General features: G+C 58.1%; 10 protein-coding genes. 2 read left to right on the top strand and 8 right to left on the bottom strand.

Annotated elements, in window-relative coordinates; translation table 11 throughout:
* Positions 1 to 548 precede the first annotated feature (548 nt).
* Positions 549 to 1553, top strand: a complete 1005-nt coding sequence (locus GV827_RS05475; RefSeq protein WP_164352674.1) for an ornithine cyclodeaminase family protein — start codon at positions 549 to 551, stop codon at positions 1551 to 1553.
* Between the two features lie 258 nt (positions 1554 to 1811).
* Here GV827_RS05475 and GV827_RS05470 read toward each other — a convergent pair whose 3' ends face one another.
* The 6 genes from GV827_RS05470 to GV827_RS05445 form a co-directional block, all read right to left on the bottom strand.
* On the bottom strand, positions 1812 to 3299 hold the full coding sequence (locus tag GV827_RS05470) for a DUF3631 domain-containing protein (RefSeq protein WP_164352673.1): 1488 nt from the start codon (positions 3297 to 3299) through the stop codon (positions 1812 to 1814).
* A gap of 101 nt (positions 3300 to 3400) precedes the next feature.
* Positions 3401 to 3703, bottom strand: a complete 303-nt coding sequence (locus tag GV827_RS05465; RefSeq protein WP_204325722.1) for a helix-turn-helix domain-containing protein — start codon at positions 3701 to 3703, stop codon at positions 3401 to 3403.
* A 114-nt stretch (positions 3704 to 3817) separates the two neighbouring features.
* Positions 3818 to 4381: a hypothetical protein gene (locus GV827_RS05460; protein ID WP_164352672.1), complete on the bottom strand. Its 564-nt coding sequence runs from the start codon at positions 4379 to 4381 to the stop codon at positions 3818 to 3820.
* Positions 4378 to 5550, bottom strand: a complete 1173-nt coding sequence (locus GV827_RS05455) for a tyrosine-type recombinase/integrase (protein WP_164352671.1) — start codon at positions 5548 to 5550, stop codon at positions 4378 to 4380. Before GV827_RS05455 ends, GV827_RS05460 begins: the two co-directional genes overlap by 4 nt.
* A gap of 388 nt (positions 5551 to 5938) precedes the next feature.
* The gene (locus tag GV827_RS23980) at positions 5939 to 7042 is read right to left on the bottom strand and encodes a c-type cytochrome (protein ID WP_408056265.1); all 1104 of its coding nucleotides are present in this window, start codon (positions 7040 to 7042) and stop codon (positions 5939 to 5941) included.
* Between the two features lie 24 nt (positions 7043 to 7066).
* Positions 7067 to 7336 carry a hypothetical protein gene (locus GV827_RS05445; RefSeq protein ID WP_204325721.1) on the bottom strand — a complete coding sequence of 90 codons (270 nt, stop codon included), beginning with the start codon at positions 7334 to 7336 and terminating at the stop codon, positions 7067 to 7069.
* A gap of 299 nt (positions 7337 to 7635) precedes the next feature.
* Here GV827_RS05445 and mnmH point away from each other — a divergent pair, with 299 nt between their 5' ends.
* The gene (gene mnmH / locus GV827_RS05440; RefSeq protein WP_164352668.1) at positions 7636 to 8721 is read left to right on the top strand and encodes a tRNA 2-selenouridine(34) synthase MnmH; all 1086 of its coding nucleotides are present in this window, start codon (positions 7636 to 7638) and stop codon (positions 8719 to 8721) included.
* On the opposite strand, the gene selD is transcribed toward mnmH, so the two are convergent.
* Complete coding sequence (gene selD / locus GV827_RS05435; protein ID WP_328823111.1) at positions 8675 to 10828, bottom strand: selenide, water dikinase SelD; 2154 nt, start codon at positions 10826 to 10828, stop codon at positions 8675 to 8677. The genes mnmH and selD overlap by 47 nt on opposite strands.
* Positions 10829 to 10955: 127 nt before the next feature.
* Positions 10956 to 14276, bottom strand: a complete 3321-nt coding sequence (locus tag GV827_RS05430) for an error-prone DNA polymerase (RefSeq protein ID WP_164352667.1) — start codon at positions 14274 to 14276, stop codon at positions 10956 to 10958.
* Positions 14277 to 14368 lie beyond the last annotated feature (92 nt).

Genomic DNA, 14368 nt, shown 5'->3' with positions numbered 1-14368 from the left:
AGCCGCCGCGGAAGCGGTGGCGCGTTTGATTTGTGATCCAGAGACGTGGGCTTCGCCCAATGACCTGCGTCTGGACGGCACAGGGGGCGTGCCATTTAGGGATTAAAGCACATTCCGCGAATAAAAATCGTGCTGCGTGAATTCGCGCGCCTTTGTCCGCTCTGGCTAATCCCGGTCATTTGAGTGTTTTACTCAGATGACCGTTATGAGTTGGCCTTAGAACGTGCCAAGGCCTACGCCATCAGTGATGCTGTCGTGCTTCAAGTGAGACGTGACATTATGCTGTCCGTTCGTGTTGCATCGCACGTATGACAGACGGCTGCTCACATCAGGTGGGGGATACCCCCGGGGGGTAGGGTTCCTATCCAAAGCCCATACTGCCCCCATATCTCATGCCGTCTCAGACCACCGGCTCAGCTCCATTCGCACCCCTAAGCAGCCCTGAACGCTGCCAAGACACATGACGCCTACAGGCCGGATCAGCGGCAGAGCCACGTTCTGGCTGTGCTTGGGTCATTCTATTACTGTCGCCGCGTCGCCCAAATTTGTTGTATCAACGATTGGGACAGACGAGCAAAAAGCAAAGTGTTACGAAAAAGGGTGATGTTATGGCTTCCGAAGAACCACTGCTCTTCCTGTCTGATCAGGACTTGGAAGCACTGAACATCCAACCATCCGAAGTTGCGGATGCTATCGAGTCCGCGCTGATCGCGAAGGCGGATGGACGGCTTCACACTTCACCAAAAACAGCAATTTTGCCCGGTGATGGGCGCTATGCAATGTCCACTTTGGCCGTGGGCGAAGATGGGTTTATCGTCGTCAAACAGGTCACTGTATGCCCGGACAATCCGGCCAAGGGACTCCCTGCAATCAACGGTGCCATCATGGTGATGGACGCGCAGACAGGCGTTTTGCGCGCTGTCTTGGGAGCCAACTGGATCACGGCTGTCAGAACGGCAGCACTTTCTGCGGTGGCGGCGCGCCGCCTTGCCGATCCTTACGCTGAGACAGTAGCCTTTGTGGGCGCTGGTGTGCAGGCACACGCACATCTTGCGGCTTTTTCGGAAATGTTTCCTCTCAAGAGTATTTGCGTATTCGGGCGTGGCCAGAGCAATGTTGACAAACTCTGCCGCAAAGCGCGGGAGATGGGTCTAGATGCAGAGGCATGCACTGATGCGAAAGACGCTCTGCGGAAGGCGGACCTGATAGTAACGTCAGTAACCTTGGATTATTCAATCAAACCTTTCCTTGATGCGAGGTGGCTGAAGAAAAATGCATTTGCTGCGATAACGGATGCCTGTATTCCTTGGCTTCCAGACAGCATGGCAGCGTTTAAGACAGTCATTGTCGATGATCGAAAACAGGAGCTTGAAAGCGAAAAGCCGATGCTTCCATACGATCTGATCACTGGCGATCTTACGGAACTGGTTTCGAATCAAACAGACAACGACCGGGTTGATCGCCCGGCCGTTTTTGCCTTCAGAGGTATTTCACTTGGCGACTATGCTGCAGCAACACTTGCGGTTCGCCGTGCCACGAGCATCAAGGCTTAAGACGTCTGATATTGGTGCAGCAGTGCCGTGGTTTTGGACATGGTGCGGATACGGCTGGGTCTTGCCCGAAAGGCAAGACCCAGCCTCCAAAGCCTTTTGGCTGAAGTGGTTGAGGATGCTGATCGTTCGCGCTTCATCGCATGTACGACATATGGGTGGCTGACGTCAGGTAGGGGAGGTGCCCCCGGGCTAGGGTTTTCGTACTCGGCGGCAAATTGCGCCCCCTAACTCGGATTTTGTTCTCGAAGGTAACTAAACCTAACGCCATGCATCAGGATCATAAGGATCATCACCATCGTGAAAAACTTGGCTCTCCTGACCAACAGGTGTAACCGTGTAACCTTCCTTTTCTTTCAATGGGTTGGCCGGTTTCAGTGCTGTAACACGTTGCTCCAGATTACACTTTGAACTTTCCATAACCTCTTGATTTTGCTCAATGGTTACGGAGTTACACTTCAACTTGACGTAACGGGCTGCGGCAGCTTCCACCTCATTTCGATCGTACGCACGTACCGAGTTTCCGTTCAGTTTGGTTACCTTCGGCGTGACTCCAAAGGGCTTCAGCAATTTCGCTATGTTATTGGCAGTAAGCGGTTTTCCTTGCCGCCATTCAGCCCACGGGCGATCCTCCAACTGTGTCAGTTCGTGGACGAGTTCAGACGACGCAATCCGGTCGTGCCTCGTTTTCTTTGCCGCGAATACTTCTGCAATGTCCTGTAGCAACATGACACCGGCAGGATCATCAGAATTCTCCTGTGCTTTTGCTTGCGCAGCATAGGCAGCCTTGATCCAGCTCGGCCAATTTCCACCCAATGCATGGGCGATGCGCCACAAAGGCGTGAAATTGTCTTGCATGCGATCATTGCCGCAGGTCGGCGGTTCGATTGTCATCGAGCTAATCTTCTTTGAATTGTCCTTCGCCCACCGAGCAAGTTTTCGACGCAAGTGCAGGAGTTCAGCGTGTAAGTCGAGTGGCATCCGTTCCACGGTTTCATCGGGCAATTTGCGCCGTAGATTAATCACGATACTGCGGCTCACCAGCGTATCGCGCTGGCTGCCAATACCTGCAATCGCCAAGGGACACCAAGTTGAGAAGGCTATGGTACGGTATTCCCCGTTGACCTCTTGTACGCGCATGACCCGGGCCGTGCGACGCGTGTGGCCCGAATTCAGGATACCCGCCAGCTCCTCATTTTGCTTCATCCAAGTGTCAGCTTCGTCGAGCAGAAGTGTCGGGGACCATCCTTCAATCGACCGGAAGATAGCTGCAGGAGATGCATTCGACGTGATGAAGCCCCGATGCACCATCGCATCAAGCACCTCCAGAAGAGTCGATTTACCGCAGGCTTTGGTCGGGCTGGTGATCAACAGCCGAGGCCAGAGCCGCCAAGTCTCCATCAGGTATGTCCCAATGATCCAGAAAGTGGCACAATCTGCATCAGCATCGGCAGAGAAAACAACATGCGCCAGCAGCCTACCACGGATTTCTAACGCAAGTGTTGCACCGTCAACTGGGTCGGGCCAAGGCTCAAGTTCTTCCAATCCCGTTTCTGCGTCACCTTGACCGACAAGAGCATTGCTTTGTTGTGCTTTCTTCACTTCCTTGTCCAAAACCGTGGTGCGCATACCCAACCGTTTTGCAGCGTCTTTACGTTCCACTTCATAGTCGGTTTGGCTGAGTTCAGCCAACTTAGTGATCTCTGCTTCAGTGCCATCAACACCGACGATTCCGGTATCATTTTCCATAATGCATTCCTTTGGGATAGCCGGGGTCGAGCGTGCGTGGTAAGGTGGTCTTGTAACTTGAAACCACCTCCCCGTCGCGTCGATCCAGCGGCGGGGATTTCTTATTTGGTGGCGGGGGTGCGTGAATCGCGGTGATCGACGACTTGATTTTCTTCAACCCAGCGATCGAGGTCAGGCCTTCGATAGACGACCATACCCGCGATCTTCGAAAAGGGCGGTCCCGTTGTCGGGCAATTCTGCATGCGGAGTTTCGCAAGTTTACTCTGCGAAATACCAAGGTAACGCGCAGCATAAGTCGGGCGCATGTATTCGTAGTCGCGCCACCATGGCCTGTCGTTATTTAGGGGACTATTTTCGGCTAGGTCGCCTTCTAGCAGGTCGCCTTCTGGTAAGTTGTTTGGCATCGCTGTGATACTCCTGACACTGGGGGGTATCACTGTGCTAGTATATGACTAAGGAACGCGACAGGCGGACAAAAAGGCCAAAACTCTGACTGCATTTTGTCCTGAGGATTTGGCCTAACTTGCTAACCCAAGCCCGCGTTGGATTGTCCTAATGCTCACCTGTGACCCCAGAACTTCCTCAACACTCAGTGCCACCTGTTTCCAAGTTGCGTTGGCAGCAGTGTGGCCGTTCGGATAGAGCTTCTTGTACGCTTTTGCCGCAACGGCTCGTTTCGAGGGCCGACCGGGGCCAGCTTTTGGGCTGAAAGTTGAAAGCCAACTTTCTGCCTCCTTGAGCGCTACCACCGGCAGTTCCCCTTTGAAGTTCTCTAGGTCGTGGTGAAAGTAGATGACGCCGGTCAACCATCCCGGAGGCGAGCCATTGCTTTGCGCTGATGGAGCCTTCAGCCACGTTCGAGATGGAATTTTGGCACCATTCGAATGCGCATGGGCCACAAGTTGGCCACTCTTCAGTGCTTGATGCAATGTCTGTATCGCAGCGTTGTCACCCATGCTGGAGACAAGTTCGAGCGCGTGCCAGAGGTGGCGCAAGTTCACTGCATCTGATCCAACCTTCGGCTCCCCTAGAGGTAGCTCAAAGGCAGCCTTAGCCTGATTGATTGCTCGTGAAGGTTTCATCCACGCACCAACGCTACAACATCGCCCGCACCACCCAAGCAGAAACGTCCCCAAGCATCCATCAGCTCACGACGCCGCTCGAAGAGATCAGAGCGAGCATAGGCGCGTTCAATGGCGTTCCCAGTAGCATGGGAAAGTGCGGCTTCTGCAACCTCTCTATTTGCACGAGCGACGTCCGTCGCCCAATCCCGGAACGTGCTCCGGAAACCATGTGCCGTGATGCTGTGATGTCCCATGCGACGCAGAAGTGCCATGAGAACGGCGTCGCTCATTGGTCTTATGCCCTTCGTTGTAACTGGGGACGGGAAGACCAGATCGGCATCAAGGCCCTTGATCTGACTCAAGACGTCAACTGCCTGTGATGAGAGGGGGACGCGATGTTCGACACCACGCTTCATACGGTCGGCGGGGACCACCCAACTATCACCATCAATCTCCGACCACTTCGCTCCACGAGCTTCTCCGGAACGCGCAGCAGTAAGGATGACGAACTCAAGCAATCGTGCTGAGACTCCTTCGCGCAATTGAAGGTCACAGATAAAAGCAGGAAGGTCCCGCCAAGGAAGGGCTGGCATGTGGGCTACGGACTTCTTAACCGTCGGCAATGCCTTCTCTATGCCATTGATGGGGTTCTCGAATGGATAGTGCCCGGCCCCCTTCGCCCAGTCGAAGATAGTGGCGATCCTCTGTCTCAGGCGCTTAGCGGTCTCGTGTTTCTCGGTCCAGATAGGTGAGAGAACTTTAAGGCAATCCGCAGTTGATATTGTCTCAATCGGGCGACGTCCAAGACTTGGAAAGGCATAGTTCTCCAAAGTCGCTAGCCATGTCTCCGCATGCTTTTTGTTCTTCCATGTAGGGCGCAGCTGGTCATAGACATGACGCGCAGCCTCTGAGAAAGTTAGCTTCTCACGACTTCTCTCGGTTCGTGGGTCGCCCCCGTTGCGTGCGATCTTTCTCAGCCGGGCAGTTTCTTCCCGGGCTTCCGCAAGCGTTACATTCGAGATACCACCAAGTCCCAGATCAGTTTGACGGCCATGAATAGTAAGGCGAGCCACCCATTGCTTTGTCCCACCCGGCGCCACGACTAGGTAAAGGCATCCTCCATCGCCATACCTGCCCGGTTCGGCAATCTGCCGCAACTTGGCAACTGATAGTTTTCCTGTTCTCATATACCATTTTTTATACCATGAATGTCCCGGAAACCATAGGAATAGTGAGGTACGTATCGGAAAAGACAAATACTAAACTATTGTCTTATATAGGATAATATATACGATCTGAAACTAGAAGAAAGCATATTTGGTGGAGCTATGCTCCACCAATTTCTACAAATTGACTTCCCAGCACCCGGCGCGGTTAATCGCCGTGCCGATGTCTGCGTGATTGTATGCGACAAGCACCAGCTAGTTCCGCCTTTCCCGTCGGGGAATGTGCCTCTGCCCTGGGAATCGGCGCCGAAAGCCCCCTTTTGCTGCGAAATGAACGGGCGTCAGAATTGCGGGATTTTCCGGACCTTCGCGGCACAGGCGAATGAACCGCTCGGGTATTGATCTGCGCTTACTCTTGAGGAGGAACGATCTCAAGGCTCACGGCAGCATACCAGTCTGCAATCTCCCGGATTTCCTCATCAGACAGTTCGGCTGCAACTTCGGACGTGATCTCGTGCTGTCGGTTGCCGCGCTTGAATGCTTTGAGTTGCGTGTCGAGGTAGATATTCGTCTCCCCCGCAAGGTTTGGCGCATCGAGCAATTCCGAGATGCCGTCGGCACCATGACAAGAGACACAGGCCTGAGGCGCGTCCTCGGCCTTTACGCCCTCTGGCAAGATCGCCGTCGCCTCGTGTGCGCCATACCAAGCCGCTACGTCGGAAATCTGTTGCGCATCAAGGCCAGCCGTGACGACGGTCATCATCTCGTGTTCGCGCTGGCCTGTCTTGAAGGCCATGAGTTGGGCTTCAAGATATGCCTCCGGCTCGCCTCCGATATGAGGCGCGATTGGCATCGTCGCAAAGCCATCAATCCCGTGGCAGGTGCGGCACATTTGCATATTGCGGAATTTCGACCCGGCTGTTGTCCACGGAAAGCCGAAATGCTGACCAGCCGCGGTCTGACGGTTCAACTCACCTGGCGGGATGTCGTCGCCCATGCCGTCGACCTGGTTGTCGGTCCACCACAGCTCGCCAGTTGCCGGGTTAAAGTCCTGGCCAACTGAGTTGCGCACACCGCGAGTATACACTTCGCGGCCCGAACCATCAGTGTTGAGGCGGATGATCCCGCCAATACCGATTTCGTCGTACATCTCCAGTTTTTCCTCTGGCTGCACGTTGTGCGGCTGCCCGAGCGAGATGTAGAGTTTGCCATCGGGGCCAATGTCGCAAACCCGTGCGGTGTGATCAAAACTTTCTTCCTCTGGCGGAACCAATTCACCTTGCGCTACGACAACGCCCTCAGGCGGATCAGGGCCCTTAAAGAAAAATTCGGCCGCTGGGAAAGCAAGCACCCGGTTCCGCTCGGCAATGTAGAGGAGCCCATCCGATGAAAAGCATGGCCCGTTAGGGATGTCGAAGGTGATCGATGGCGCAAAGTCCTTTACCTCATCAGCCACGCGGTCGCGATCCCCCTCCTGCTCGACGAAAGTGAACGTGGCTTCCGTTTTTTGCATGTTGGTGAGTTTGTTCATGTTGTCTTACGCCGTCAAAGGCGCAAACAGCATGGACGTGCAAAGTATAGCGGCAAAGCAGCGTTTCATCATGATGTTTCCTCCAAAATGATCTCTCGCATCTCTCTTCTTTGTCACTTTTTCGCCGGTGGGGACGCAAATCAATGCCCTCAACCATGACGCGAAGGTTGCGCGAATGTTGGCTTGAGTTAACGCCGAAGCCCCCGCCTCAAAATAGGAAACGCTGACCCGCGCCTGCGGCGACGGCTTCCACAGATGGCAGCTCGTTCCGTTCATCGAAATGCTGCAATTGCAAATCCTCGCAGCCTCGGTGTCGGCGCTTGGGTTTCTAAGCTGCCTTCCGCTGCGCTCCGCCTGAACGACCGACTTTGGCACCGCCGGGTGAAGCCTGACCGATAAGGGGCAAGCCTGTCTGACGAAAGAGGCAATGACGGCTCTGCACCAGCATTTCGACTTTTTGTTTCAAAGCAGTATTTTCCGCCTCAGAGGCAAAACTATCTTACCCTTGCCAGTATGGTCCCCGCTGGACCTCTGGCGCAAAGCCTATACATAGGGTTCATGCGCAAAGGCACCCGATGACACCCTTTACCCTCACATCCCTCGACGATCTGCGCACGCTCAGCGTCGACACCATCATCGACGTCCGTGCCCCGGCCGAATACGCCGAGGACCATTTACCCGGTGCCATCAACCTGCCTGTGCTCAGCGATGCCGAACGCGCCAAGGTCGGCACGATCTACACACAAGACAGCCCATTCAACGCCCGAAAAATCGGTGGCGCTTTGGTTGCGCAAAATACGGCACATCACCTTGAAACTGCACTTGCCAAAAAAGATGGCAGCTGGCAACCGCTGGTCTACTGCTGGCGAGGGGGGCAGCGTTCGGGTGCATTCTCGACAATCCTCGATCAGGTCGGCTGGCGCGTGCAACTGCTGAAGGGCGGCTATCAGAGTTATCGCCGCGAGATTGTCAAAACACTCTATGACGCGTCCCTGCCGCACCGCTTTGTTCTTATCGAAGGCGGCACCGGAACGGCCAAGACAGCTTTGCTGCACCACCTCGCAGATACTGGTGCCCAAATGCTTGATCTCGAAGGGCTTGCTGCGCATCGAGGGTCCCTTTTCGGCGGGATCGCCACCCAACAGCCCTCACAAAAGATGTTCGAAAGCCATCTGGCGGCTGCGCTTGTGCCACTCGACCCTGCACAGGTAACATTTGTTGAAGCCGAAAGCAGCAAGATCGGCGAACGGTTGATCCCACCGTCCCTTTGGGAGAGCATGAGCAAAGCGCCCCGCGTCCGGATATCCGCCCCACTTGAGGCGCGCAGCCGGTTCCTGTGCTGCGCCTACAGCGATCTCACTCAGGACCAAGATCGTCTTGGTCTGCTCATCGACCATCTCCGCGCATACCACTCAGCCCAGCAGATCGCCCAATGGCACGCTGAAGCGCAAACCGGTAACTGGGAAGTTCTGGCCCGGGGACTGATCGCAGAGCATTATGACCCGCGCTATGCCAAGTCAGCCGCGCGCCAGTCAAACGTCGCTGAACATCTGTCGTTGCCCGATCTTGAACCGGCAACGCTTATCCAAACGGCCAAGCGCTTGACCAGGGCATTCAGCCAAGCGTCAGTTGTCCAGTCCCTTTCGACAGCTGACCAATAACATGTCCCTGACAGCCTTCGGCCTCAAGCGCGGCAATCACGGTGTCACGGTCGCTTGCCGGCACCGCTGCCAATAATCCCCCTGCCGTTTGCGGATCATACAGCAATAGATCCTCGCCACCCTGCATCGATGCATCGGCCCGGTTTGACGGCATGAGGCTTGAGGAAATGCCAGCATCGGATAAGGCACGTGCGCCAGCATAAACAGGAATTGCGTCCCGCCACAAAATCGCATCCAGATCAGACGCGGCACAGATCGGCCTGACATGCCCGGCAAGGCCAAAGCCTGTCACATCCGTCATCGCATGCGCAACTTTGCCCAAGATAGCGGCCTCACGATCCTGCGTTTTACCCATGATCTCGAGCGCTGCTGCAACGTCCCGACCGTCCGCGCGCCCTTCCATGTCCGCTGCCAGTATCACGCCGGACCCAATGGGGCGCGTCAGGATCAGGACATCACCCGCCTGCGCCCCGGCGACAGTCAGCGGCATCTCTTCCCGCCTGCCTGTTACCGTAAATCCGATGGTCAGCTCAGCGCCCATTGTCGTATGCCCGCCGACCAGTTGCGCGCCTGCCGCCTCCAGCACCTCTCGCGTCGTCTGCATGATCTCAGCCAATGTGCGCGCCTGCAATTCTGCCGACATTTGCGGCAACACGATTGACGCAAGCGCCACTTGCGGCCGCGCACCCATGGCCCAGACATCCCCAAGGGCATGCACCGCCGCAATCCGTGTCATCTGAACCGGGTCTTCGACCAAAGCGCGCAGATGGTCGGTGCTGATCACCTGAAACCCGCCGCCGGGCTGGCGCAGCACCGCCGCGTCATCACCTGCTCCGGTAATGACCTCCCCCGCCATAGGGGCGCTTCCTTCAAGCGCAGCTGACAGCACGCCGCTGCCAACCTTGGCCCCGCACCCGCCGCAGAGCGGCTTGGCCGCCAAAATGTCGCGCACCCCAAGTGCCGCAGTATCGGGCGGCTTGGGGCCAGCCATTATCGGCAGATCGCTCAACCGATCCATGAAGGCCCGGTCGATCCGATATTTCCAGCGCCACATGAAAGACCCCGTCAACGTCAAGCCGAACTTTTCGGCCATGGCTGACTGTTCACCCAAAGAAATCAGCTTCAGATAATCTTTCTGAGGTCGCCAGTTTTTGCGTGCGCCGCCGGTGAGCGCGGCCCGCAAATTGTGCTGCAAAATGGGTGCGGCACGCACGGCAAAAACGCCTGCCTTAGGACGCGGTGCATGGGGCATGACCGCACAATCCCCGACAGCAAACAAAGCATCATCGCCTTTGACGCCCAGATCAGGCCCGACCACGATGAACCCGTCTTCGAGCGGCAGATCTGTCCGGGAAATCCAACCGTGCGGAAACGCACCCGCTGCGCCCACACAAAGTGCCGCCCTGACTGGCTCCTGTCCTGCCAACAAAACCTGATCGGCACGCACCTCAGTCACCCGCGCATCCGTCCTGACCTCAATGCCCAGCGCGGCCATCGCCGCCAGCATCGTCTGCCGTGCCTTTGACCCGACGCCGGAAATTCGTGGTCCAGCCTCGATGACGGTGACTTTGGGCGGCGCCCCGATTTTGCGCAGCCGAAAGGCCATCGCCATCGCCAGTTCACATCCTGCGACACCACCACCGATCACGGCCACTTCAGGGGACGCCTCGTTGCGCTCTACTTGCTCCAAAAATGCCCGCCACCGTGCCGCGTAGACATCCAGCGGCTTTGCCCCGATGCCATGCGCATCGAAACCCGGCAGATCCATTTGTGCCGTGATCCCGACATCAATCGATGCAACGTCATACGCAACCGGCCCGCGCCCTTCGAGGATCACCTCGCGGCGCGAGCGGTCAATACCGATCGCCTTGTCCTGAATGAACCGTGCACCGGCATGGCGGCACAGGCGGACCAGATCAATCTCAAGATCGTCTCGCCCGTAGTGGCCTGCGACATGTCCCGGCAGCATCCCTGTATATGGTGCCGTCGGCCCCGGATTGATCACCGTAAGGCGCGCACCGGGCAGCGGGTCCATGCCCCACGACCGCAGGACAAGCGCATGGGCATGCCCGCCGCCCACGAACACCAGGTCACGCGTCAAAGGCACTGTGTTCAGCAAAATATTTCTCTCTTTTTGGCCTTGGACCCTGTGGCTTCAGGGGCAGAGCCCTGCCTGACATAACGAAATGCGGGCTGACCCGCTGCTTTGCGATATAGCTATCCCAAACACACGGCTAATGAAAATCCCGCGACTTCGGGATCACCCGCACGTCACGCGGATGTCGCCGCCCGCTGCCTGCACCCACCTGGCTCGGAATGGGATGCGTCACCTCGTCCCCCCGCGCGTAGGTGGCCGGCACCCGCTCCTCAGACAGGGTATCGAGCCGCGTTGTACGGTCCTCCAGCCGGTCCGCTACCACGTGAATGACGCGCCCGTCGCTTTGCACACGGCCATGCACAACCATCAGCCGCGCCGACATGATGACAGGTCGGAAATGCTCGAACAGCTTGGGCCAGATTACAAGGTTCGCCACCCCCGCCTCATCCTCCAGCGTGATGAAACAGACACCCTTGGCCGAACCGGGTTTCTGCCGCACCAACACCAGCCCCGCCAGTGACACACGTTGCCCGTGGTTCATCCCCGGCAATGCATCGGTGCGCGCAAAGCCTTGCTTGCGCAGTGCAGATCGGAAAAAACTCATCGGATGCGCCTTCAGCGACAGCCGCAGCGTCTGGTAATCCGCTACTACGTGTTCGGCCTGTGGCATCGCGGGCAGGCTGACCTGCGGCTCCGCCCCCTCGTCACGCGCCTCGGCCGCCTCGAAAATCGGCAGGGCAGGCGCATCCTTCAGCCCCTGCGCCTGCCAAAGGGCTGCCCGCCGGTCGAGCCCCATGGACCGCATCGCATCCGCCGCTGCCAGTCTGCGCACCGTACCCCGGTCCAGCTTCGCAACTTCCTTCAGCCCCGCCACGTCCTCGAACGGCGCCTCCCGCACGGCGACAATGCGCCGCCCCGCCTCCTCGCGCATCCCGTCCACCTGCCGGAACCCAAGGCGCAGCGCAAACCCCTCCGCACAAGGCTCCAACGTGCAATCCCATTCCGACAGGTTCACATCCACGTCACGCACCTCAACCCCGTGTTCGCGCGCATCCCGCACGATCTGCGCCGGCGCGTAGAACCCCATCGGCTGTGAATTCAGCAACGCACAGGCAAAGGCCGCCGGGTAGTGGCATTTCATCCATGACGACACGTACACCAGCTTGGCAAAAGACGCCGCATGGCTCTCGGGAAAGCCATACTCTCCGAACCCCTTGATCTGGTCAAAGCACCGCTGGGCGAACTCCGCGTCATAGCCGCGCTCAGTCATCCGCCCGACCATCTTCTGTTGCAAGGTCTCGATCGTCCCGCGCGAGCGGAAGGTGGCCATGGCCTTGCGCAACTCGTTCGCCTCGGCGGGTGAAAACTTGGCCGCATCAATCGCGATCTTCATCGCCTGCTCCTGAAAGATCGGCACGCCCAGAGTCCGCCCCAGAATGCGCAGTAGCTCATCCTGCGGATGCTCCGGCCCCGGTGCAGGGTAGGACACCCCCTCGATCCCCTGCCGTCGCCGCAGGAAGGGATGCACCATATCCCCCTGAATGGGCCCCGGCCGCACAATCGCCACCTCGATCACCAGATCGTAAAAGGTACGCGGGCGCAGCTTGGGCAGCATCGCCATCTGCGCCCGGCTTTCCACCTGAAAGACGCCAAGCGAATCCCCCGCGCAGAGCATGTCATAGGTCGCCGGGTCCTCGTTCGGCACTGTCGCCAACTCGTAGTCCTCCTGGTAATGCGCGCGCAGCAGGTCGAACCCCTTGGCAATGCAGGTCAGCATGCCCAGCGCCAGAATATCCACCTTGAAGATCCCCAGCGCGTCGATGTCATCCTTGTCCCACTCGATAAAGCTGCGCTCCGGCATGGCCCCATTCCCAATCGGCACCATCTCGGTCAGAGGCCGCTCGGTCAGGATGAAACCACCCACGTGCTGGGACAGGTGCCGTGGCATACCCGTCATCTCCCGCGCCAGATGCAGCACCTTGCGCAGGTAGGGATCGTTCAGATCCATACCTGCCTCCTGCACACGCTTGTCGCCCACGTTCGCCTCGAAACTGCCCCAGACGGTGCCTGCCAGTTTGCTGGTGACGTCCTCTGACAGCCCCATCGCCTTGCCCACCTCGCGGATAGCCGACCGCGGGCGATAGTGGATCACGGTCGCACAAAGCCCTGCGCGTGCGCGCCCGTACTTGGCGTACATGTACTGGATCACCTCCTCGCGCCGCTCGTGTTCGAAATCCACGTCGATATCGGGCGGCTCGTCGCGTTCCTCGCTCAGGAAGCGTTCGAACAGCACGTCATGCTCTTCCGGATCGACACTCGTGACACCCAGACAGAAACAAACGGCGGAATTGGCGGCAGACCCGCGCCCCTGACACAGGATCGGCGGATCCGCCTCCTCGCGTGCAAAGCGCACGATGTCGTTGATCGTCAGGAAATACCGCGCAATCTTCTTGCTCCGAATAAGCGCGAATTCCTTCTCAATAATCCCCATGATCCGGTCCGAGACGCCCTGCGGATACCGTCGTGCCGCCCCCTCCCACGTGAGCCGCTCCAACTCCTCCTGTGCTGTGCGCCCCTCCGCCTCGATCTCGTGCGGGTATTCGTACTTCAGATCATCGAGGCTGAACCGGCAGGCATCCGCCACCGCCCGCGTCGCCCGGATCGCATGAGGCCAGTCGGCAAACAGGCGGCACATCTCCTGCGGTGATTTCAGGTAGCGCTCGGCATTGGGTTCCAACAGGAAACCCGCCGTCTCAATCGTCTTACCCTCGCGGATACAGGTCATCACATCCTGCAAGGGCCGCCGGTGGGGCCGGTGATAAAGCACGTTGTTGGTCGCCAGAATGCCCAGCCCATGCGCCTGCGCAATCCGGTCCAGCCGCGCGATACGCGCCACGTCATCCCCACGATAGAGATACGCCGCGCCCACATAGCGCATCCCCGGCAACGCCTTTGTCAGGCGCGGCAACCCCGCCTCGAAGACGTCGAGCGCCTCGGGCGGCATAACGATCAGTTCCAGACCCTGCGCCTGTTCGGCCAGCATCTCCAGCGTCAGATGCGTCTCGCCCTTCTCCTGCCAGCCGCCGTCAATATCGGTCATCTTCCCCTTGCTCAGCAGCGTCGACAGCCGCGCATAGGCGTCGCGGTCGCGCGGATAGGCGAGGATTTCTGCGCCGCACATCAGCACCAGACGGCAGCCGATCAGCGGCCGCACCTTGGCCTTCTTCGCCTCCGTATGCACCCGCACCACGCCCGCCAGCGTGTTGTGATCGGCAATGCCCATGACGTCATAGCCCAGCAGGTTCGCCGTCGCCGTCAGGTCCACCGCATCCGAAGCCGCGCGGAGAAAGGAAAAACAGCTTGCCAGCCCCAGCTCCACGAAGGGGCTGGGGGGGTGCTGCCTGAAGGGGTCATCCCCTTCCAGCGTGCGGCGTTTATGTCCTTCCTGTTGTGGCATGGAGTATCATCAGTGCGTTAAGGGTATCGCCCTCCCTGGAGGGCGTTTGGAACGATCATGCGGCGAACGGCGGCGGCACAAAACAAAGGTGA

It is taken from the genome of Sulfitobacter sediminilitoris (genome assembly GCF_010667575.1).
GTDB classification, from domain to species: domain Bacteria; phylum Pseudomonadota; class Alphaproteobacteria; order Rhodobacterales; family Rhodobacteraceae; genus Sulfitobacter; species Sulfitobacter sediminilitoris.
Note: the sequence above shows the minus strand (reverse complement) of the source record. Positions and strands in the feature narration are given on the sequence as shown.

Coding starts and splice junctions, on each gene's coding strand:
- GV827_RS05470 (WP_164352673.1), bottom strand. CDS start 3,299: ATGGAAAATGATACCGGAATCGTCGGTGTTGATGGCACTGAAGCAGAG.
- GV827_RS05465 (WP_204325722.1), bottom strand. CDS start 3,703: ATGCCAAACAACTTACCAGAAGGCGACCTGCTAGAAGGCGACCTAGCC.
- GV827_RS05460 (WP_164352672.1), bottom strand. CDS start 4,381: ATGAAACCTTCACGAGCAATCAATCAGGCTAAGGCTGCCTTTGAGCTA.
- GV827_RS05455 (WP_164352671.1), bottom strand. CDS start 5,550: ATGAGAACAGGAAAACTATCAGTTGCCAAGTTGCGGCAGATTGCCGAA.
- GV827_RS23980 (WP_408056265.1), bottom strand. CDS start 7,042: ATGCAAAAAACGGAAGCCACGTTCACTTTCGTCGAGCAGGAGGGGGAT.
- GV827_RS05445 (WP_204325721.1), bottom strand. CDS start 7,336: ATGAACGGAACGAGCTGCCATCTGTGGAAGCCGTCGCCGCAGGCGCGG.
- mnmH (WP_164352668.1), top strand. CDS start 7,636: ATGACACCCTTTACCCTCACATCCCTCGACGATCTGCGCACGCTCAGC.
- GV827_RS05430 (WP_164352667.1), bottom strand. CDS start 14,276: ATGCCACAACAGGAAGGACATAAACGCCGCACGCTGGAAGGGGATGAC.